This is a genomic window from Campylobacter concisus (assembly GCF_003048615.2).
GTDB lineage: Bacteria > Campylobacterota > Campylobacteria > Campylobacterales > Campylobacteraceae > Campylobacter_A > Campylobacter_A concisus_C.
The window spans coordinates 282113-302711 of record NZ_CP049263.1; the positions used below are offsets into that span (position 1 = coordinate 282113).

20 protein-coding genes are annotated in these 20599 nt (G+C 42.0%); 9 read left to right on the top strand and 11 right to left on the bottom strand.

The features are described from left to right. Window positions 1-134 precede the first annotated feature (134 nt). The 6 genes from CVS89_RS01520 to CVS89_RS01545 form a co-directional block, all read right to left on the bottom strand. Window positions 135-3125 (bottom strand): molybdopterin dinucleotide binding domain-containing protein, encoded by a 2991-nt coding sequence (locus CVS89_RS01520; RefSeq protein WP_107848085.1) that lies wholly within the window; start codon window positions 3123-3125, stop codon window positions 135-137. Window positions 3126-3138: 13 nt separating this feature from the next. Beyond that, on the bottom strand, window positions 3139-3876 hold the full coding sequence (locus CVS89_RS01525) for a 4Fe-4S dicluster domain-containing protein (RefSeq protein WP_107848086.1): 738 nt from the start codon (window positions 3874-3876) through the stop codon (window positions 3139-3141). Between the two features lie 185 nt (window positions 3877-4061). Next, window positions 4062-5192 carry a glycerate kinase family protein gene (locus tag CVS89_RS01530; RefSeq protein WP_107848087.1) on the bottom strand — a complete coding sequence of 377 codons (1131 nt, stop codon included), beginning with the start codon at window positions 5190-5192 and terminating at the stop codon, window positions 4062-4064. Further along, window positions 5189-6583, bottom strand: a complete 1395-nt coding sequence (locus tag CVS89_RS01535) for a GntP family permease (RefSeq protein WP_107848088.1) — start codon at window positions 6581-6583, stop codon at window positions 5189-5191. The genes CVS89_RS01530 and CVS89_RS01535 overlap by 4 nt, the downstream gene beginning before the upstream one ends. A 168-nt stretch (window positions 6584-6751) precedes the next feature. Beyond that, complete coding sequence (locus CVS89_RS01540; protein WP_107848089.1) at window positions 6752-7714, bottom strand: phospholipase A; 963 nt, start codon at window positions 7712-7714, stop codon at window positions 6752-6754. Then, window positions 7707-8270 (bottom strand): molybdenum cofactor guanylyltransferase, encoded by a 564-nt coding sequence (locus tag CVS89_RS01545; RefSeq protein WP_107848090.1) that lies wholly within the window; start codon window positions 8268-8270, stop codon window positions 7707-7709. Before CVS89_RS01545 ends, CVS89_RS01540 begins: the two co-directional genes overlap by 8 nt. Before the next feature lie 226 nt (window positions 8271-8496). On the opposite strand from CVS89_RS01545, the gene CVS89_RS01550 reads away from it, so the two are divergent. Next, window positions 8497-8754: a SemiSWEET family transporter gene (locus CVS89_RS01550; protein WP_103569944.1), complete on the top strand. Its 258-nt coding sequence runs from the start codon at window positions 8497-8499 to the stop codon at window positions 8752-8754. A gap of 437 nt (window positions 8755-9191) precedes the next feature. Here CVS89_RS01550 and leuC read toward each other — a convergent pair whose 3' ends face one another. The 4 genes from leuC to CVS89_RS09985 all read right to left on the bottom strand — a co-directional run bounded on the left by leuC (window position 9192) and on the right by CVS89_RS09985 (window position 12678). Continuing rightward, window positions 9192-10457 carry a 3-isopropylmalate dehydratase large subunit gene (gene leuC, locus CVS89_RS01555; protein ID WP_107848091.1) on the bottom strand — a complete coding sequence of 422 codons (1266 nt, stop codon included), beginning with the start codon at window positions 10455-10457 and terminating at the stop codon, window positions 9192-9194. A gap of 83 nt (window positions 10458-10540) precedes the next feature. Next, entirely contained in the window at window positions 10541-11218 is a 678-nt protein-coding gene (locus CVS89_RS09975) for a TonB-dependent siderophore receptor (protein WP_232523992.1), read from the bottom strand. Beyond that, window positions 11199-12023 (bottom strand): TonB-dependent siderophore receptor, encoded by an 825-nt coding sequence (locus tag CVS89_RS09980; RefSeq protein WP_320205005.1) that lies wholly within the window; start codon window positions 12021-12023, stop codon window positions 11199-11201. Before CVS89_RS09980 ends, CVS89_RS09975 begins: the two co-directional genes overlap by 20 nt. Window positions 12024-12045: 22 nt before the next feature. Beyond that, a complete protein-coding gene (locus CVS89_RS09985; protein WP_232523993.1) occupies window positions 12046-12678 on the bottom strand; it encodes a TonB-dependent siderophore receptor in 633 nt (210 codons plus the stop codon). 119 nt (window positions 12679-12797) lie between these two features. On the opposite strand from CVS89_RS09985, the gene CVS89_RS01565 reads away from it, so the two are divergent. Both CVS89_RS01565 and CVS89_RS01570 read left to right on the top strand, forming a co-directional pair. Further along, window positions 12798-14120 carry an NFACT RNA binding domain-containing protein gene (locus CVS89_RS01565; RefSeq protein ID WP_107848092.1) on the top strand — a complete coding sequence of 441 codons (1323 nt, stop codon included), beginning with the start codon at window positions 12798-12800 and terminating at the stop codon, window positions 14118-14120. A 2-nt stretch (window positions 14121-14122) separates the two neighbouring features. Beyond that, window positions 14123-14464, top strand: coding sequence for a hypothetical protein (locus CVS89_RS01570; protein ID WP_107848093.1), 342 nt, complete (start codon window positions 14123-14125; stop codon window positions 14462-14464). Window positions 14465-14896: 432 nt separating this feature from the next. Here CVS89_RS01570 and CVS89_RS10250 read toward each other — a convergent pair whose 3' ends face one another. Further along, on the bottom strand, window positions 14897-15322 hold the full coding sequence (locus CVS89_RS10250) for a ComEA family DNA-binding protein (protein ID WP_035142682.1): 426 nt from the start codon (window positions 15320-15322) through the stop codon (window positions 14897-14899). A gap of 262 nt (window positions 15323-15584) precedes the next feature. Between CVS89_RS10250 and accB the strand changes: the two genes are divergently transcribed. The 6 genes from accB (at window position 15585) to CVS89_RS01605 (ending at window position 20595) form a co-directional block, all read left to right on the top strand. Further along, complete coding sequence (accB, locus tag CVS89_RS01580; RefSeq protein WP_087583527.1) at window positions 15585-16037, top strand: acetyl-CoA carboxylase biotin carboxyl carrier protein; 453 nt, start codon at window positions 15585-15587, stop codon at window positions 16035-16037. Then, window positions 16037-17368, top strand: coding sequence for an acetyl-CoA carboxylase biotin carboxylase subunit (locus CVS89_RS01585; protein ID WP_004317853.1), 1332 nt, complete (start codon window positions 16037-16039; stop codon window positions 17366-17368). Before accB ends, CVS89_RS01585 begins: the two co-directional genes overlap by 1 nt. 104 nt (window positions 17369-17472) lie before the next feature. Beyond that, window positions 17473-18825, top strand: coding sequence for an MATE family efflux transporter (locus CVS89_RS01590; protein ID WP_107848094.1), 1353 nt, complete (start codon window positions 17473-17475; stop codon window positions 18823-18825). Between the two features lie 44 nt (window positions 18826-18869). Then, a complete protein-coding gene (locus tag CVS89_RS01595) occupies window positions 18870-19538 on the top strand; it encodes a CsgG/HfaB family protein (RefSeq protein WP_107848095.1) in 669 nt (222 codons plus the stop codon). Next, entirely contained in the window at window positions 19523-19921 is a 399-nt protein-coding gene (locus CVS89_RS01600; RefSeq protein ID WP_107848096.1) for a DUF4810 domain-containing protein, read from the top strand. The genes CVS89_RS01595 and CVS89_RS01600 overlap by 16 nt, the downstream gene beginning before the upstream one ends. Beyond that, entirely contained in the window at window positions 19918-20595 is a 678-nt protein-coding gene (locus CVS89_RS01605; protein ID WP_107848097.1) for a DUF799 domain-containing protein, read from the top strand. The genes CVS89_RS01600 and CVS89_RS01605 overlap by 4 nt, the downstream gene beginning before the upstream one ends. Window positions 20596-20599 lie beyond the last annotated feature (4 nt).

Here is a 20599-nt window from a genome sequence, read left to right on the forward strand (position 1 = left end):
GAAATGTGAGAATTTTTAGCTTGCAAGCAGCCCAAAGCTTGCTATGCATATAAATTTACGCCGTAAGACAAAAGCTATCACGAAAATGAAATTTGGCAAGCAAATTTCACTCTGCTCGCCAAATTTATATCAAACTAGCCTATCTTTCTTATCTTTGCAGGAAGTGCTTGTCTAGCGCAAGTACCAACCAACCAGTCATTTAGGCTAAATTCGCCATTTCTTTTTGGATCAAGAAGTCCGAGCTTGTTGTGATTGACCCCTTTTTCTAAATTTGCTATCCCAAAAGCTGGCTTTCCATCGACGATGTGCGTTCTTATACCAAACTCATCATGACCAAATCCATGCTCTATGCTGATAACTCCGCTAGCAACGCCATCAGTCACAAACGCCTCGCCAACTTGCGCTCCATAAGGCGTAGTCACTTTGACTTTATCGCCTGAGCGAATGCCCTGCTCGCTCGCCACATCTGGCGCCATCCTTATGAAGTTGCTAGGATGGACGGCTCTTAGCCTTGGGCTAACAAATGTGTAGAAGTGCTGGATATTTGACTTTCTTGAGCTAACTGTATATTTCCACTCAGAGCGTGGGAAAAATTTCTCAAGCGGCGTGCCGTCACTCGCGACTGGCAGCATTAGACTTGGCACTCCTGGCATATATTCGCCTGTTACCGAGTGTCTGTGTCCGCCAAGTGGCTCATAGTAGATCGAAGCTGGCGTAGGCGCTGGCACTTTTACGGTTGCTTTATCGCCCTTGTATGCGCTCTCGTAGCTATCATATCTGCCGCCTTTTGCTAGCACGTGCGCTACTTTTGGCCTCTCTTCGTCTTTTAGATAAGGATCAAGCTTTGTCATCACTCTTGATATCTTACTAAGCTTTTTGTCCTCGTCGCTTATATCTTTCACGCCCTCGCCGTCAAAGGCTAAATTTGCCAGTGCAGCCGCATAGTACTGCTCTTTTACGTCAAGGTCCATGAAATTTCCGTCTTTGTCTTTGAAGGCATTTTTGCCAAAGCCTTTTAGTCCAAGTCTCTTTGCCACGGCTATATAAAATGCCTCAACGTCGATCACGCCGCCATTTTTATCCTTTGCCTGCTTTGAGCTAACGGCTGGATAGCGCACGACTGAAGTTTTAGCAATCGTTCCCCAAAGAGAGTTTGGAAGTGCCCAGTTTTCTAAATTTACCCCGTCTGGCACGATGTAGTCAGCATAGGCGTTTGTCTCGTTCATAAAGGCGTCGATACCCACAAAAAGTGGTAAATTTTTACTATCTTTTAGTGCGTCTAAAACCGCTCTTTCAAGTCCTGCTTGGCCGTAAAGTACGTTTGTCATGTAGTTTATGAAAACTTTTACTTTGTATGGATAGCCAGCCTTGTGGCTTGTAAGAGTTTCGTTTACAAGTGGCATAGAGATAGGATACCATGGCTGAGTTGATGGATAGCCGCTGCCGCCAGCTGCTACTTTGCGTTTATACTCAGAGCTCGTTTCGTAGTATTTGCCTGATCTTGATAAATTTAGACCATTTGGCTTATAAGCGCCCTCAAAGCTCTCAAGATCATATCTGCCCTTTAAAAACTCGTGCGTGCCGGCACTTGCATTGACGTTGCCGCCCTTAAAGCCGTAAGTGCCCATTAGCGTGTTTAGACAAAGGATCGCAAAAGTAGTCATACCAGCTTGCGTATGCATCATACCGCCATGCACGTTTGTGCTCACCTGTCTGCCGTTTTTGGTGAAATTTTCGCAAAGCCAGATGATATCTTCAACGCTTACGCCGCAAATTTTTGAGTACTCCTCTAAGCTGTGCTTATAAGCTGACTCTTTTAAAAGCTGCATTGAGCTTTTTACCTCGACTTTTTTGCCGTCTATTAAAATTTTACCTTTGTAGTAGAGCTTGGCTAGTTCATTTACCTTGTAGCTTTGTATCTTGCCATCTTGCGAGCAGACCTGCCACTCGTTATTGATAAGTGCAAATTTGCCGTAGTCTTTGTGACCTTTTTCGGTGATGACTAGATGCGTGGCGTTGCACCAGTGTATCTCGCCTGCTAGCTTTGCTTGGTCTAAATTTGGCTGGATAAGGTAGTTTGTAGCGTATTTTTCATTTTCTATAATCCAGCGTATCATCGCCATTGCTAGAGCTGAGTCGGTGCCTGGCTTTATCGCTATCCAGCGGCCTTTGTCTGAAGAGGCGTATTTTACAGCATTTGTAACGCTTGGGTCTACCACTGCGTAGCTAAAGTCATCTCTAGTGCCTCTTGCGTAAGAGAGCATTTTTGCCTGTTTTTGGAAAGGGTTGCCACCATTTGACGGCGAAGTGCCCCAGTAGATAACAAATTTAGAGTTTTCATAGTCTGGTTTTGTGTGTGCAAAGCCCTTTGCGTTGTGTGCGATCTTGCCACCAACCCTAAAGCCGCCACCGCAAATTCCGCCGTGTGAGTAGTGATTTATAGTGCCAAATGACTTTTTAACAAAGCGATCGACGATATCAGAGCGTCCGTCGTATAGATAAAAGCTTAAAAATTGATTGCGCTTGGTGCCGTACTCTGGGTTTTCGCTGTCGATTAGCTCATCGCTATATAGCGCTCTAAGGCCATCAACGTGCCCCTCACCAAAGAGATCTCCGCCCTCTACGACCTCTTCTATTAGCTGCTCAAAACTTATGCTCTTCCACTTGCCCTCGCCTCTTTTGCCAACTCTTTTTAGTGGCGTTAGTATCCTTGCAGGCGAGTCTATCATCTCAGGCAAGATCGCCCCTCTAGCGCAAACTGTGGCTCGCTTTTCATCTTCGCCGCTTAGTGTTGTGGCAAGCAAAGCGTCATTTATCGATGTGTCAAAATTTGCCCAGTGTACGTTTGAGAGTGGGTGGTATGGGTTGCCGCTACATCTTAAAACTTTGTCGTTCTTATCATCTACGTGAAGTCTTATGCCACACTTCGTTGTACAGCCGTGGCACATTGAAAAGACAACGCTATGTCCGTCGTTAAGTGAAATTTTGCCATCTTTTACGCTAAATTCAGGCTCTAGCGAGTTTGACTGCGGTTTGTAGTCGTCTTTTTCGCCATCTGCTAGCACAGCGCTTGCGGTTAGTGTTGAGAGTACAGCTGATCTTTTTAAAAATTCTCTTCTTTGCATTGCTTATCTCCTTTTACTGTGCTATCTCTTCGCTCCAGCTGATAACCTTTTTGTATCCATTATCAAGCTCGAGTTTCTTATCGTTTTTAGCCAAAATTTCGCTAACGCCGTGGTAGAACACCTGTGGATTTGTATTTTTAGGGCTATCTATAACCATAGTCTCGTGTGTGGCTAGAAATTTTCTGATATTTGAGTTAGGATCGTTAAGATCGCCTATTATACGGCTACCGCCCACACAGCTCTCTACGCATGCTGGCTGAAGTCCCGCTCTTAGTCTGTGGTCGCAGAAGGTGCATTTATCGGCCTTGTAGGTATGTAAGCTAAGATATCTTGCATGATATGGACAGGCCTCCACACAAAGCGCACAGCCTATGCACTCTTTTGTGTCGATCTTTACGATGCCGTTGCTTCTTTGATAGCTTGCTCCTGTTGGACAAACGTCGATACAGGCTGGTTTGTTGCAGTGATTGCAAAGTCTTGGAAGCGACGCAATGACCGCCATTTTACCGCTTTTATCCTTTGCCTCGTACTCAGAAACGATGGTCCTAAAAGCACCTGGCTGAACGTCGTTTTCCAACATACAGCTCATAGTACATGACTGACAGCCAACACATCTTGTTAGATCTATCGCCATGCCGTAGCGAACACCACCACCACTAAAGTCCTTTGGTGCTGCCTTTAGTGCAGTCGTAGCGAAAAATAGTCCTGCAGCTGCGATAAAACTACGACGAGAGTTTAGGGTCTGTTGCATAAGAATTTCTCCTTTCTTTTTAGAAGTTTTTCTTATTTTAACATAGTAAATTTTTTTTCTAAAGTTTATTTTATATTTTTGCAAAATGTATTAAATTTTGAGAATTTTTGTAGCACTTTGTGAGTAAAATTTGAAGTTAAATTTAGAGAGAAAAAGATAGAAATTTAGCTTCTATCTTTTTAAATTTATGCTTTGTGGTTTAGCATATAAAGGCGGATGACTTGCTCGGCGGTCATCTTTAAATTTCTAATGGCATTATCTTTTCGCATGGCTTCTTCAAGGCTCATTGGCTCATTTAGTATGCAAAAATAGGCATCTATGCCGTGCTTGTGGCAGTCTTTGGCGCACCTTTGCACGCTTCCAGCAAGCGCGATGACTGGCTTATGATGCCTCTTAGCTAGCTTTGCCACGCCTGTTGGGGTCTTGCCCATGGTGCTTTGAAAGTCCATGCGGCCCTCGCCAGTGATGACAAGATCAGCCTTTTTGATCTCATCTTCAAGTGCTATTGTCTGCGTGATGATCTCGATACCAGGCTTGAGCTTCGCGCCCAAAAATGCCACAAAAGCAAAGCCAAGTCCGCCAGCTGCTCCAGCGCCCTTTTGCGTGTGAAATTTAGTGCCATTTTTCTCTTTTACAAGGCTTGCAAAGTGCTTTAAGCCGTCATCAAGCTGCTTTACCATGCGGCCATTTGCGCCCTTTTGTGGTGCATAGACGTAGGCTGCGCCCTTTTGACCGTAAAGTGGATTATCCACATCACAGGCGATTAAAAATTCGCATTCTTTTAACTCTTTTAGCGCCTCATCGTCTGAAAAGTCGCAAATTTGAGCTAGATCCTCACCTTTGCCCTCAAGCAAAGCGCCATTTTTGTCATAAAATTTAAATCCAAGAGCGCTTAGCATGCCTGTGCCAGCGTCATTTGTCGCACTTCCGCCAATGCCTATGATAAATTTCCTAGCACCCTTGCTAATGGCATCTTTTATCATCTGACCAAAGCCAAATGTGCTAGTTTTCATAGGATTTCTCTCATCAGGATTTATAAGAGTAAGTCCTGAAGCGCTTGACATCTCAAGTATGGCAAGGTCATCTTTTAGGGCATATCTAGCTAAAATTTCAGTCCCAAGAGGGTTTTTTACAATGGTATCTATAAATTTCGCATCAAGCGCGTCAGCCATAGCCTCCACGCTGCCCTCGCCGCCGTCAGCCACTGGCTTTACGACGACGTCACAAAACTCTTCAAGCGCCTCTTTTATAGCAAGGCCCGCCTCAAGCGAGCTTAGCGAGCCTTTTAATGAATCTATCGCAACCAAAATTCTCATAAAAGCACCAAAGATAGTATGTAAACGCTGATCATACCAACAACGCCCATGATAAATGTCATCGCTGTTTGTGTGCGGTAACCTTGATCTGCGGTCATCTTACTAAAGTTTGTCACGACCCAGAAGTAGCTATCGTTTGCGTGAGATACGCACATAGCACCTGATGCTATCGCCATGACACAAAGTGCGGCTGAAATTTCGCTCGTAAAGCCAAGTGTGTGCATGAGTGAGTTGTCAGCGCTAAATGCGCCCATGATAGAGGCTGTCGTGATGATAGCCACGGTCGAGCTTCCTTGAGCGGTTTTTAGCACGGCTGAGATGATGAATGGGAAGAAAATTCCTATCGCTTTTATAGTTGAGGCATTTTCTTTTATGAAATTTACAAAGCCAGCCTCGGTGATGACGTTGCCCAAAACGCCGCCAGCTGCGGTGATAAAAAGTATTGGACCAGCGATCTTTAATGATTCGTTTGTTATATGGTCAAATTCTCTCATTTTTTTAGTTTCAGCTAGTAAAAATACGCAAAAGATCACGCCGATCGCAAGGGCGATGATAGGGTTACCTAAAAATAAAAATATCTTTGGTAAGAGCGCAGCTTTATCAAGCATGCCTTGTTTTGCTAAAACATCTACCACAGAGCCAACCGCCATGAAAATGATAGGCATGATGATAGGAGCAAGGCTCAAAAATCCGCAAGGCAATTTGCCAAATTTCTTTAAAAGCTCCTCGTAGCTAGCTGTTATCGTAGCATCAGCCTCTTTGTCGCTAATAGTTACGCTTTTAGCGATACTTTTTGAAAAGAAATAAACAGCTACCAAAACAGGCACTGAAACTACTGTGCCCATGATGATGACAAGAAGTAGATTGCCGCCAAGTCCAAGTGTGCCAGCAGCAGCTATCGGGCCAGGAGTTGGTGGGATGAATACGTGAGAAGCGTATAGGCCGCCGCTAAGTGCTACTGACATAGCAACTGGACTTGCTGAAATTTTCTTGTAAAGTGCCTCGCGGATAGAGTTTAATACGACAAAACCGCTATCGCAAAATACCGGTATGCCAACAACCCAGCCCATTATAAGCATGGCAAGCTCTGGGCGTCTTTGTCCGACTAGCTTTACAACCATGTCTGCTAGCTTTAGCGCAGCTCCCGTTTTTTCAAGTACTGTGCCGATGATCGTTCCAAAGATGATGACGATGCCGATACTTTTAAACGTACCGCTAAAGCCAACGCCTATCATCGCTGGGATCTTGGATAGATCGATACCTGCGACGATTGCTAGCACCAAAGATATACTCATAAGTGCCAAAAATGGATGCACCTTGAACTTTGAGATCATAAGGATCATAAGGATGATTGCTATAACAAAACAGACAATCAAAGCTATACCGCTCATGAAAGCTCCTTTTATTGTGAGATTATTGATGAGGATTTTAGCAAATTTTGCTTATATTTTTTCTAATATTTTTTAAGTTTTTCTATTAGTTAAATTTTTTTCGTTATTTATCTAAAATTTACTTCATCTGCCCAAATTTAGCCACTTTATAAGATTAAATTTTTAAGGCTATTTTAAAATAACAAAGCCAAGACCAATCTTGTCAGTGTGCCTATCATAGTCAATCAAACTCTCGCCATATCCTGTAAAATACTGCAAATAGCCATAAACGCCGCTTGAAAATATCGGAAACATATATGAAATTTCAGCTGCACCTTTATTTGTTTTATCAAAATGTAAGTTATTTCTTAGCATTAGGCTAAAAATTTGGTCATTTAGCTTGTAACTAAGCCTTAGATCTCCGTGTCCGATGTAGTTTAAAATTTCTTTATTGTCGTTCTTTTCACCGATCACGCTCCAAACTCTTGGTGAAATGGTTAAATCTCCATAGACTAGATCGCCTTGCACGTAGGCTCTGTTCCAGCTCCTTGAGTTAGTGCCATCTCGTCCGTTTGACTCATGCAAAAGTCCAAATTTTAGGTTTTTCACGCCTATTTGCTCTAGGTATTTTGGAGAGGCGAAATTTAAGAAAATTTCAGGCTGATAGTTTGTCTCACGAAACGGCGCTGAGGTTTTTGTTATCTGCCACCAAGAGGTTTGTGTATATGCTGCCACGAGGCTCTCTCTAAGTCCAAAAACATCGTAAAATAGTGGCTTTGCAAGGCTTATTTGAAACTTCGTCTCAACGCTCTTTCGCCCGTCATCTGGGACAGTTTTAGCGTAAGTTACTGGCAAAAGGTAGTTAAATTTATAAAGCTCGATGCCAAGTGCGTTTTGTAAATTTTTATCGCTTTTATCTCTTAAAAGATCAGCCTGCTTCAGTTTCGCGTCACTTGGTACTGGCTCGCTTGCTTGCGCATTTTGCACTGCTTCTTGCTCGCCTAAAGAGCTTTTGGCTAGCTCTTTATAAATTTGCATCGCACCCTTTATATCGCCACTTTGCTCAAGCTCTTGCGCCCTTTTAAAGTCATCCGTCCTGCTTGCCATCAAAAATGTAAGACTAAGGCTTAAAAGCAATGTAAATTTACTCATTTTTCATCTTTTCATTTGCTATTTTGTACTCGTCTGGGAAATTTACGTTAAAAAACTGCTCTTTATCATCAAAATTTACTATCTTGCACTTGCAGTTTTTTCGTAAAAGTCCGATTTTGTGCTCATTTTTTTTGTAAAGCTCGCGTGCAAGCGGGGCTAAACTTGGGCTAAAAAAACCACAAAGTGAGTGGATATGCTCATCATCGCCAGCCACAACCATCTCAAATTCATCTTTAAATTTAGTCAGCTCGCCAAGGCTTACAAGATCAAAAAATGGCATATCAGCTGGGATGATAAAGACGCTATGATCAAAGCTTTTTAGCACGCAGTAGAGCGCTAACATCGGCGAATAATCCTCACTGCTCTCATCTTTTATGAGCTTTAGAGGCGGGTTAAATTTCTCAAATTTAGAGCTTACAAAAACCTCATCAAAAACTTTGCTAAATTTAGCGACCTGATAGTGCGTGAGTGTTTCAAATCCCCCAAATGGCAGCAAGGTCTTGTCCTGACCCATGCGCGAGCTCTTGCCACCTGCTAAAATGACGCAAGTTTGCATCTTTTATCCTTTTAAATTTCAAAAAATTACAAAAGTATAACCAAATTTTCTAACTCATCTTGTTTTAAATTTATTATCACTTGATAAAAGCTTTGCCCTTAAATTTGCAAAAATGGGCGCTTTTGCCAAAACAATGGGCTACTTTTTAGCAGATAAAATTAATTTTTTTACCACGCTAATCATAAAGCTAAGAATAATATAATGGCTTACTTTTAAAGGAGATCACATGAGTGAAAGAAATTTACAAATTTTAGGTTGGATAGGCACGTGCTTATCGGTTGTTATGTATTTTTCATACATCCCACAAATAATGGGCAACCTTGATGGCAACAAAACGCCTTATATACAGCCACTAGCTGCTGCGCTAAACTGCACGATATGGACTAGCTATGGCTTACTAAAAGCCAAAAGAGACTATCCGCTAGCAGCTGCAAACTTACCAGGCATAATCTTTGGACTTTTGGCAACTATAACAGCGTTTTAATGCGCTAGCTTCAAGCTTTTTATACTAAAAATAGCCGGTAAATTTGTAAATTTATCGGCTAACAAATCTAAATTTTACAAATAAACTAAAATATCAAATTTAAGACAGGTCTAAAAGTAAATTTCACAAGAAATTTCATCTCAAGATTAATGTAAGAATATACCGATTACTAGATCGAATTTTACTTTAAAATTTAGCAGCAAGATTTTAAGATAGATTTGGATGTTGTGACGAAATTTTCAGAAGGAATTTCATCAAAATTTGTGAAAAAGATAAGGCAAAGTATCGTGAGATGGGTTTAAGGGCTTTGCTCCCCTTGCGGTCGCAACTGCAAGCAGAAGCAACGTAAAAATTTAGCAAAGATAAGACAATTTAGTCTATCGAGCTAAATTTTTACTAGCTCCATTAAAAACGCTCGCGAGACGAGCCGTTAAATTCTAAAGATCACGCGGATCAGCGATTTTACCAGCTATCGCGCTCGCCGCCACAACAGCCGAGTTAGCTAGATAAATTTCACTAGTCCTATCGCCCATACGACCGACGAAATTTCTATTTGTTGTTGATATGCAGCGCTCATTTGCACCTAAAATGCCCATATATCCGCCAAGACAAGCACCACAAGTTGGGTTGCTCACAACTGCACCTGCTTCGATGAAAATGTCGATTAGTCCCTCTTTTTCAGCAGCTCTTGCGATCTTTTGCGTCGCTGGAGTGATGATGAGCCTTGTTTTGCGGGCTACTTTTTTGCCTTTTAGGATCTGTGCTGCGATACGAAGGTCGCTTAGACGGCCATTTGTACATGAGCCGATAAATGCCTGATCGATAGCTAGATCGTCGCGAACCGCCTGTCTTACGCTCTTGCCGTTGCTTGGCAAAAATGGATATGCGATGACTGGATCGAGATTTGTAACATCGATCTCTAAAATTTTGTCGTATTTTGCGCCCTCATCGGAGTAGAAAAATTTTGGCTTATCGCGTAAATTTTTATCTTTTAAAAACTCTTTCGTGATCTCATCAACCGCGATGATACCGCTCTTTGCGCCAGCTTCGATTGCCATGTTACACATTGAAAATCTATCATCCATACTAAGGCCATCTATCACCTCGCCGCTAAACTCAAGCGCCTTGTAAAGTGCGCCATCAACGCCTATTTGGCGGATGATCTCAAGGATGAGGTCTTTGCCGTAGACGTGCTTATCAAGCTTGCCTTTAAAGACGACTTTGATGCTTTCAGGCACTTTAAGCCAGTTTTTGCCAGTGATCATCGCGTAAGCTAGGTCGGTGCTGCCCATGCCGGTGCTAAATGCCCCAAGAGCGCCGTGCGTACAGGTGTGACTGTCTGCGCCGATGATGACGTCGCCTGGGATGACTAGCCCTTTTTCAGGCAAAAGCGCGTGCTCGATACCCATATCTTTTTCGTCAAAATAGTTTTTAAGGTCGTGTTTGTAGGCAAATTCGCGTGAAATTTTGGCTTGATTTGCGCTTAGGATGTCCTTTGTCGGGATGTAGTGGTCCATCACGATGGCAAAGCCGTCTGGGTTAGCTAGCTTTTTAGCGCCACTTCGCTCAAACTGCTTTATAGAGATAGGCGTCGTGATGTCGTTACCTATGATCATATCGATCTTGCTCTCGATGATCTCTCCTGCGCTTACCTCTTTGCCAACGTGATCTGAAAATATTTTTTCTGTGATAGTTTGTTTCATAAATTTCCTTTAAATTTTGGGGCGATTTTAACAAAAATAGCTAAATTTAAAGAAAATTCACCAAGCCAAAAGGCTTAGTGAAGTTAAAATTTAACCGACGCAGTGAGCATAAACTGACGAGCATAGCCTGGCTGTATCGGTATGATATTTGCCTGTGTGCCAGTCGATGAAGATGTGTAGTAGAGCTTATCGGTTAGGTTTTTGACATTAAATGAGAAATTTGTCTCATAGCCTGCGATCTTTGTATCATAGCTGATAAAAGCATCATAAACAACCGCGCTATTTATCTTAAATGCTGTTCCTGCTGGCACTGCAGGTAAATTTGTCCTCATGTAGTATGTATACCACGAGCCAAAATACTTAGCTCCACCGCCGATCCTTAGCCCTTTTGCGCCAAGATGGCTAAAGTCATAGTTAGCAAAGAGGCTTGCTTGATGCTTTGGCGTGGCTTCAAGCGGTTTGCCAACGAGTACTGCAAAGGCGCCACTATCTTTTCGCACCTCGGTTTTAGTGTATGCGTAGCTAGCGCCAAGACTTAGCCCTTGCGTTACACGACCATTAAAATCAAACTCAAATCCTCTAGAGCGCGCCTCGCCAACTGGCGTACTCACGCCATCTACGGTGCGCATGATGTTTTTCTTATTGATGTTAGAAACTGCTACACTTGCTGTTATGCTATCGTTTTGAAATTTAGATCCAAACTCTATACTTTTGCCCTCTTCTGGCTTTATATCGCCTATGTCAGCGCCGCTGATCGCCATTTGTGGGTTGAAGCTTTGCGCGTAGGTAGTTGGTATAGACCGACCACTCAGGTGTTAGCAGATACAAAAGCCCAGTTTGCCACGTAAATTTGCCATCTTGCTGATCTGTGCTATTTGGTCCGCTAGTCGTGCCGCGAGCTACTTGGTCGTAGTATTCGTATCTAGCTCCTAAAGAGTAGATCAAATTTTGGGTCAAATTTATGCTATCTTGTGCGTAAAATCCGATCGTTTTTAGCTTTTGGTACTGGATACCTGAGGCTCTATCAGACGGATAGGCTACCGTGCCATAGACTGGGTTATAGACATTTATAGGGAAATTTCTTTGCGTCGTGCCAGAGCTATAGCTGTTTAGTGCGCCAGGTCTATAGCGGTAGTACTCCTTTGCATCGATGCCAAAGAGCAAGTTGTGCTCCAGCTCGCCTGTTTTAACATAGCCATTTAAATTTAATGAACCTGCGTGCGTGCGGTGGATAAAGCCGTCATACGCCTCGTTTCGCCTAGATGCAATGCCAGTGTTTAAATTTACATTCATTAGTCTGATGTGACCGTACTCATGACGAGACCCAGAAAAGGCATAAGCGCCCTTTAGCATCCAGTTTTCGCCGAGATTTTTCTCAAAATTTATATCAGCAGTGTCAAGCTTTGTTTTAAGCTTATTAAATGGCTCGTCAAGTCGTCTTTTCTTATCTATAGGCAGTAGTTCGCCGGTGCTTGGGACGAGATACATGCCGCGGTCGATCGGATCGGTTGAGCGAGTGTGAGTGTAGGCGAAATTTATGCGGTAGTCATCGCCTTTATATGACAGTGATGGCGCAAAAAGGACGTTTTTATACTCGCCAAACTCTCTCCAATAGTCCTTTTTTCATCGTATCAAATATAAATCTATACGCAAAGCCGCTCTCTGCGATCGGTCCTGTGGTGTCAAAGCCAGTGTTCCAGTAGTTGCGGTTGCCAAAACCAGCCCAAATTTCATTTGCAAAGTCATATTTTGGCTTTTTAGTTACCATGTTTATTATGCCGCCTGGCTCTTGTGCGCCATAAAGCAAGCTAGCTGGGCCTTTTAGCACCTCGACGCTTTCTACGGTTTTGTTAAAGCTATGCATGACGCTAGCTGGCACACCATTTCGCATTATAGAGCCATCACGCCCACCACCAAAACCTCGCTTGATGATCGAGTCAAAAATGCCACCCGTTGTGTTGCCATAGCTTATGCCGCTCACGTTTTGAAGGCTCTCTGCTAGTGTCTCTGGCTTTTTGTCTTTTAGTTGTTGAGCTGTCACGACATTTACGGTTTGTGGTATCTCAAGGATAGGCGTATTTGTCTTGCCAACTTCGCTCGTTGTGGCTCTATAACCATCATCAGCGCTATCTTCTACGCTCACGCCTTCTAAATTTACATCAGCGCCATTTAAAGCCGAAATCGCAAAACAAAGTGCGATACTAATGCGAAATTTACTCAACTGGTCTCCTTTAAAAATTAATTATTTTAAAAATCATTATCATTATATAAAATTGAAATTTAATTTTTTATGAATTAATTTACATTATATTTTTGCAACATTTCTGATATAATCCCCGCATGAAGTATGCACATTTAGTTCAAATAGCAAGTTATCTATCAAAATTTAAAAAGATAAGCCAAGCAAAGCGCGTAAGCGACATGGCTATACTTATCGAATTTAGCGGCGAAAAGATTATTTTTGATCTAAATAAGTCAAACTCAGCGGTCTATAAAGATGATGAGCTAAAAGAGGCGAAAATTTATCAAGCACCCTTTGATAATGTCCTAAAAAAACGCTTTAACGCCTCGCATATAAAAAGCGTCGAGTGCCTAAAAGACAATAGAATTTTAAAATTTATCTGCACGCAAAGTGGCTCATATAAAAGCGAAAATTTCATCCTTTATCTTGAATTTACCGGTCGCTTTACAAACGCTGTGATAACTGATGAAAATAACGTTATCATCGAGGCGCTAAGGCACATCGATAATAGCTACCGCAAGATAGAAACTGGCGAAGTTTTAAAAGAGCTGCCAGCTATCGCTATAAAAGAAAAGCCGTGCGAACCTATAACGGACTTTGATGAGTTTTTTAAAAGAGAAACTGCTAGGATAAATGAAGCAAGGATAGCTAGCCTAAAAGAGGCAAAGCTTGCTAGCGTGCAAAAAAAGATAGATAGTATGAGAGAAATTTTAAACTCGCTTGAAGATAAAGATGAGCTAATGAAAAAGAGCGAGGAGTTTGCAAACTACGGCTCACTTTTGCTTGCAAATTTGGCAAATTTTAAGGGCTATGAGAGAGAAATTTCTCTTAATGATTTTGACGGCAACGAGATAAAACTAACTCTTAACGATACGCCAAAAAATAGCGCAAATGAATTTTACTCAAGGTCAAAAAAACTTCGCGCAAAAGCCCTTGGAGTGGAGATAGAAAAGAGAAATTTAAGCGAAAAGATCGAGTTTTTAGAGGGGCTAAAATCACTTTTAAAAGAGGCAAATAGCGCTTACGAGCTTGAAATTTTAAGCCCAAAAAACAAGGCAAAACAAAGAGAGAGACACATAAAAGATGTGAGCGAAAATGCTGAAATTTTTTACGTTAGAGAGTTTAAAATTTTAGTTGGCAGAAACGAAAAAGGCAATATAAATTTACTCGATCTCGCCAAAAAAGATGATATCTGGCTTCATCTAAAAGACGCCCCAAGTGCTCACGTCATCATCAAGACAAACAAGAGCAAAGTGCCAGAAGACGTGCTAGAAATGGCTGCTAAATTTTGCGTGGAATTTAGCGTAAAAGGGGCTGGCAGATACGAGGTGGATTACACCAAACGCGAAAATTTAAGGCGTGAAAATGGCGCAAACGTCACTTACACAAACTACAAAACGATCATCATAAATAAAGGCTAAAAATGGCGGTAACACCTTTAGGAAACAGCAACTTCATCAACCAAAACGCCCCAGTCGTCTCGCAGGTGCATGCAAACCAGCAAGCACGCTTTGACATGCAAACGCTAATGGCATCTGAGCTAGCCACCCAGCAAAACGAGGAGATCAAAGAGGTGCGTCCGATGGAGGAGTCATATAAAATAGACCCAGAAAAAGAGCACGAGCGTCAAAAAAACGAAGAAGAGGCGAGCGAGTTTGAGAACGAAGAGCAAAGCGCAAAAGCCAAATATGAAGAGAATTTGGAAGATGAAAAAGATGATGAAAGTGACATAGAAGAACATCATATGCTTGATATATCAATATAGTTAATTTAGTAGGCAAACTCTCTCTAAACTCTGCGCCTTTAACCAAATCTTATATAAATTTTATCTATTTCTCACTAAGTGTTTGGCAAACAACTGACCTGATTCAAGCTTTATTTTGTTGTGATACATACCAAATCTATATTTAGTTCATGTAAAGCCAGTTTTATCCACAACGGTTTTCGCATTAAGAGCCTGACTCAGTGTCATCTATGGTAAATACTGCACCCTTGCCAGCATTAAATTTGGATCATCTTCTAATGTTATAATGAACTATCAACAGCATTAAATACAGCTTGATTTGCATAAGAATAAATTAGAAATTATTCGCTAAAACTAAATAAGACATAAAATACAAAAAAGTAATAATAAAAAAGATAAATATAAGAAGGATTAGGAACGCTTAGCGTTCCTTTTTAAGAGTAATTTTGTATTTTACTTTTCTATCTTCTCTTTGGCTTTACTTTTAGCCTCTTTTTTTACTTTTTCCTTCTTCTCTTTTACTTTATCTTCAGCGTTGTCTTTTTTTTCTTTTACTTCGCTGCTCTTTTTACTTACTTTTTCTTTTAGCTCATCTTTTTTAGATTTTGCTTTAGCTTTCGTTTTGTCTATTTTTGTCTCGCCAGATGTTGAAATTTCTGATTTTAAATTTTCAAATGTCTTATCACCTATGCCATTTACATTTTTGAGATCTTCTATCGAGTTAAATTTATTTGCCTTTCTATACTCAATAATAGCATCTGCTTTTGAAGCACCTATACCATCTAGGCTCATTAACTCTTCTTTTGAAGCAGTATTTAAATTTACAGCTGCAAACATTGTAGAAGCTGCTACTAATAACGATAACATAACCTTTTTCATTTTTTGTCCTTTTTAAGTTAAATTGGGCGCTGAGTTTAACATATTTAACATGCTAAGTCAATTTAAAATAAAAATTAATAATCTGTGCCGATTGTAAAATTATAAGTAATTAAGAATTTTAAATACGAAAAAGTAGACTAAAGTAAAAGTTTTAGATAGCTGTAATTATATTTAGAAAGATAAATTTTTATGTCATAAAAAAAATTTTTATCTATTTTTCGCTACAATTAGAAACTTATATAAAAATTTAGGAGAATTTTCTATGAAAAAAGAAGATATAAAAGAGCTTATCGAATTTTTTAATGGTATGGAGATGAATCATATCAAGATAAAAAGTGGTGATTTTGAGGTCGAGGTAGAGAAATTTGCTGATTATTGCGCACCTGCAAAGCCAGTGGCACAAGCAGCAGCTCCAGCGCCAACACCTGTAAATGTTGTCGTTAGCTCAGAGGTAAAACCAGCTGCAAATTCGCCAAAAGATAGCATAAAATCTCCTATGGTAGGTACTTTCTACGCTGCTCCAAGCCCAGGCGCTGCACCATTTGTAAAAGTAGGTCAAAGAGTGAGAAAAGGCGATGTAGTGGGCATCATCGAAGCTATGAAGATCATGAACGAGATCGAGGCTGAATTTGACTGCCAGATCACTGAGATGCTAGTCTCTGACGGACAGCCAGTTGAGTTTGGATTGCCGTTATTTGGCGTGGAGAAAAATTAATGGAATTAAAAAGAATTTTAATCGCAAACCGCGGTGAGATCGCTCTTCGTGCTTTGCGAACGATAAAGGAGATGGGTAAAGAAGCCGTTGTAGTTTATTCAACCGCTGACAAAGACGCGCTTTATGTAAAATATGCCGACGTGGCCATCTGCATCGGTAAAGAGCGCTCAAGTGACAGCTACCTAAATATCCCAGCTATCATAAGCGCAGCTGAGATCAGCGAAGCAGACGCTATCTTCCCAGGTTATGGCTTTTTAAGTGAAAATCAAAATTTCGTTGAAATTTGCTCACACCACAAGATCAAATTCATTGGACCAAGCGTTGCTGCGATGGCTTTGATGAGCGATAAGAGCAAGGCAAAACAGGTCATGCAAAGAGCTGGCGTGCCAGTCATCCCTGGCTCAGACGGCGCTGTGGCTGATACAAAAGCTGCAAAAGAGCTAGCTAAAAAGATAGGCTACCCCGTCATACTAAAAGCTGCGGCAGGTGGTGGCGGACGCGGTATGCGCGTGGTTGAAAAAGAGGCTGATTTAGAAAAAGCATTTTGGTCTGCTGAGAGCGAGGCGATGAGTGCATTTGGCGATGGCACAATGTATATGGAAAAATACATCCTAAATCCACGCCACATCGAGGTTCAAATCATCGGCGATAGCCACGGCAACGTGCTTCACATAGGCGAGCGCGACTGCTCTATGCAGCGCCGTCACCAAAAACTGATCGAAGAGAGCCCAGCCATCTTGCTTGATGAAAAAACAAGAGAGAGGCTACATGAAACTGCCATAAAAGCGGCAAAAGCGATCGGCTACGAGGGAGCAGGTACGTTTGAGTTTTTGGTTGATAAAAATTTAGACTTTTACTTCATCGAGATGAACACAAGGCTTCAAGTCGAGCACACAGTAAGCGAAATGGTAAGCGGACTTGATATCATCGAGCTTATGATAAAAGTGGCTGAGGGCGAAAAGCTACCGTCACAAAAGAGCATAGAGCTAAAAGGCCATGCGATCGAGTGCAGGATCACAGCTGAGGATCCAAACACCTTCACTCCATGCCCTGGCAAGATCACAAAATATGTCTGCCCAGGCGGCCGCAACGTGAGAATGGATAGCCACATCTACCAAGACTACTCTATACCGCCGTATTATGACAGTATGATCGGCAAGCTCGTAGTTTGGGACACTGATAGAAACAGAGCAATCCACAAGATGAAAGTAGCTCTTGATCAGCTCATAATAAGTGGCATCAAAACAACAAAAGACTTTCATATCGCCATGATGGAAAACAAAGACTTTTTAAGCAACAACTACGATACAAACTATCTTTCAAGACATTAAAATTTTTGGTCAGGATTTGTTTTAAATAGATCCTGACCAAAATTTATAGCCCTTTCACCTTTTAAAATTTATAATTTACCCACACTTTACAAAGGGGATGAAATTTGAAAAATTTGACAAACGAGCAGAGATTTTTCTCAAATGCCGACCTTACAAGGCTATTTTTCCCTATCGCCGTAGAGCAGTTTTTAGAGTATAGCTTAGGGCTTGCAAACTCGCTAATGGCAGCAAGTGTTAGCGAAAGTGCGGTGAGTGCGGTAAGCCTTGTGGAGTTTGTCATGGCGCTATTTATTAGCATATTTACCGCCATAGCCACTGGTGGCTCGGTGGTCGCTAGCCAGTATCTAGGTAGCAAACAAAGTGGCAACGCTAGAAATACCGCCGATCAGCTAATTTGGTTTAGCCTAATTTTCGCCATCTTTATAGCCATTGCCATCATCCTTTTAAAAGACCTCATCTTAGATAAAGTCTTTGGCGATATCGGCGAGCAAGTGAGGAGCGATGCTAGCCACTATCTCGTTTTCTCCGCCATTTCAGCGCCCTTTCTAGCAGTCTATGCAGCAGCTGCGGCGATCTTTCGCACGATGTCAAACGCAAAGCTACCTATGTATATCATGGCGGCTGCAAATTTACTAAATGTGCTGCTAACTGCCATTAGCATCTACACATTTCACACAGGGGTGCTTGGTATCGCCATTAGCACGCTCATAGCAAGAGCACTTGCTTGCTTCGTCATCGTCTATCTGCTACTTGATATAAAGCTAAAACTTCACATAAGAAAGAGCCTTGTCTATAAATTTGACTACGATATCATCAAGAAAATTTTAAATATCGGCGTGCCTTATGGCTTTGAAAACTCTATGTTTTACGTGGGTCGCATCATCGTTTTGAGCCTTGTTTCGCTCTTTGGCACGGCAAGCATCGCTGCAAATGCCGTGGGCGGGACGATCGTGATGTTTCAGGTACTCCCTGGCATGGCGATAGGCACAGGTCTAAGCGTCGTCGTGGCTAGATGCATCGGCGCAAATGACTTTAATCAGGCTAAATTTTACGTGAGAAAATCGATGCTAAGCATCTACATCGTGCAGCTTTTTAGCACGGCTGTTGTTTTACTACTTCTTGAGCCGCTACTTCGCGTTTATAATCTCTCAAGCGAGGCCATAAATTTAACAAGGCAGATCGTCTGGTATCACGGCATCGCGATGTGCCTCATCTGGCCGCTTGCCTACACCTATCCGACCGTTTTTCGAGCTGTGGGGGACGCAAAATATCCGATGATAGTAAATTTAGCCTGCATGTTTGCCTGCAGGATCGTGCTAGCTTATATTTTTGCGCTCACGTTTGATCTTGGCATGATAGGTACTTGGTTTGCGATGTTTGCCGACTGGGCAGTAAAGGCGGTGCTCTTTGTGCGCAGATACGCAAATGGCACGTGGATGAAATTCCGAGCCATTTAAAAAAAAGTAGTAATATACACACGATTTTGTCACAAAGGATAAAGATGAAAAATGTTTTAAAATTTAGTGCAGCTCTAGTGATAGCAGCACTTTTTGCTGGATGTGCAAGCGAGAGCTCAAGAGTGGTAGAAACTCCAAAAGTAGCAAGCTACGGCTCAGTTTATAACGGCAAAAAAGTCTCAGTTTCTATTGGCCGCTTTAATAACCAATCAAACTACGGTAATGGCGTTTTTAGTGATAACGAGGATAGACTTGGCAACCAAGCTCAAAGCATCCTAATTACAAATTTACAGCAAAGCGGTAGATTTTCGGTGCTTGAAAGATCAAATATGTCAGTCCTCAAACAAGAGAGCGAGCTAAGCAAAGAGGCTCAAAATTTAAAAGGCTCAAGATATGTGATAACTGGCGATGTGACTGAGTTTGGACGCAAAACAACAGGCGATCACCAGCTATTTGGCATACTTGGCAAAGGCAAAAAGCAAACCGCCTACTCAAAGGTAAATTTAAACGTTGTCGATACCAAAACGGCTGAGGTTGTATATTCTGTTAGTGGTGCTGGCGAATACACCCTTTCAAATAGAGAAATAATCGGCTTTGGCGGCACCGCAGGATACGACTCTACGCTAAATGGCAAGGTGCTAAGCCTAGCGATAGTTGAAGCGGTAAATAACCTAGTAAATGGCATAGAAAGCGGAGCATGGCAAGTAAAATAAAGCTCGCCTGCCTTGGCGCTCTTGCGCTCTTAGTTGCAGGGTGTAGCAACGCAAGTGGTCCAAGGTCGCTTTACTACTGGGACGGCACATATAGCAGCTCGCTATATAGCTATCTAAACGAAGATGGCGACGCAACCGAGCAAATTTCACGCTTAGAAAATTTAGTGCAAAACTCAACCCAAAGGGGCTACAAGGTTGCCCCAGGGCTTTATGCACACCTTGGACTTTTATACTTAAATAATGGAAATTTAGGCGCTGCAAATGCGAATTTTGACAAAGAGGTGCAAAATTTCCCAGAGTCAAGAGAATTTATAAATTTCATCAAAGGCTCTAAAAAATTTAACCCCGAAAAAGCAGAGCAAAAAAGAGGGAGCAAAAGATGAAAAATAGCCTGAAATTTATAGCTGTGACGCTTCTTGCGCTGTTTTTTGCGGGTTGTTCTTTCAAAGAGCCTGAGCCATACGACTACTCGGCTTTTTTACAAAAAAAGCCACGCTCCATCCTAGTGCTCATGCCAACAAACGATAGCACCGAGGTAAGCGGCTCGGCAGCGGTTTTGGCTAACTCAGTAGCCCCACTTAGCGAGGCTGGATACTATGTATTTCCAGTGGCTCTTGTAAATGATACATTTAAGCAAAATGGCATCACTGAGCCAAGCGAGATCGCAGCCGTGCCACTAAATAAGCTTGATAAAATTTTTCATGCCGATAGCGTGCTTTACATCAACATAAAAGACTACGGCACAAGCTACGTCGTGGTCTCAAGTTCTACAAAGGTAGTGCTTGAGGCAAAGCTAGTCGATATAAAAAGCGGTGCGACGCTCTGGCAGGGCGAGGCAGCAGCCGCAGAGGATAGCGGCAGCGGGCAAAACAGCCTGCTTGGCATGCTAGTCTCAGCCGTCATCACACAGGTGGCAAACACCATCTCAGATAGATCATACGACCTAGCAGCAAGAGCCGATGCCTACCTCTTTTCTAGAAACTGCCATGACTGCATACTTTATGGGCCATATTCGCCTCACTACGGCAAAGACGCCCAGCTACATAAAGATAGATAAATTT

Bases quoted from the DNA above. Each gene is read 5' to 3' on its own strand.
- CVS89_RS01525 (WP_107848086.1), bottom strand. From the start codon at position 3,876: ATGCAACAGACCCTAAACTCTCGTCGTAGTTTTATCGCAGCTGCAGGA.
- CVS89_RS01595 (WP_107848095.1), top strand. From the start codon at position 18,870: ATGAAAAATGTTTTAAAATTTAGTGCAGCTCTAGTGATAGCAGCACTT.
- CVS89_RS01605 (WP_107848097.1), top strand. From the start codon at position 19,918: ATGAAAAATAGCCTGAAATTTATAGCTGTGACGCTTCTTGCGCTGTTT.
- CVS89_RS01545 (WP_107848090.1), bottom strand. From the start codon at position 8,270: ATGCAAACTTGCGTCATTTTAGCAGGTGGCAAGAGCTCGCGCATGGGT.
- CVS89_RS01550 (WP_103569944.1), top strand. From the start codon at position 8,497: ATGAGTGAAAGAAATTTACAAATTTTAGGTTGGATAGGCACGTGCTTA.
- CVS89_RS01565 (WP_107848092.1), top strand. From the start codon at position 12,798: ATGAAGTATGCACATTTAGTTCAAATAGCAAGTTATCTATCAAAATTT.
- accB (WP_087583527.1), top strand. From the start codon at position 15,585: ATGAAAAAAGAAGATATAAAAGAGCTTATCGAATTTTTTAATGGTATG.
- CVS89_RS01600 (WP_107848096.1), top strand. From the start codon at position 19,523: ATGGCAAGTAAAATAAAGCTCGCCTGCCTTGGCGCTCTTGCGCTCTTA.
- CVS89_RS01570 (WP_107848093.1), top strand. From the start codon at position 14,123: ATGGCGGTAACACCTTTAGGAAACAGCAACTTCATCAACCAAAACGCC.
- CVS89_RS10250 (WP_035142682.1), bottom strand. From the start codon at position 15,322: ATGAAAAAGGTTATGTTATCGTTATTAGTAGCAGCTTCTACAATGTTT.
- leuC (WP_107848091.1), bottom strand. From the start codon at position 10,457: ATGAAACAAACTATCACAGAAAAAATATTTTCAGATCACGTTGGCAAA.
- CVS89_RS01530 (WP_107848087.1), bottom strand. From the start codon at position 5,192: ATGAGAATTTTGGTTGCGATAGATTCATTAAAAGGCTCGCTAAGCTCG.
- CVS89_RS01585 (WP_004317853.1), top strand. From the start codon at position 16,037: ATGGAATTAAAAAGAATTTTAATCGCAAACCGCGGTGAGATCGCTCTT.
- CVS89_RS09975 (WP_232523992.1), bottom strand. From the start codon at position 11,218: ATGGCGATCAGCGGCGCTGACATAGGCGATATAAAGCCAGAAGAGGGC.
- CVS89_RS01520 (WP_107848085.1), bottom strand. From the start codon at position 3,125: ATGCAAAGAAGAGAATTTTTAAAAAGATCAGCTGTACTCTCAACACTA.
- CVS89_RS01535 (WP_107848088.1), bottom strand. From the start codon at position 6,583: ATGAGCGGTATAGCTTTGATTGTCTGTTTTGTTATAGCAATCATCCTT.
- CVS89_RS01540 (WP_107848089.1), bottom strand. From the start codon at position 7,714: ATGAGTAAATTTACATTGCTTTTAAGCCTTAGTCTTACATTTTTGATG.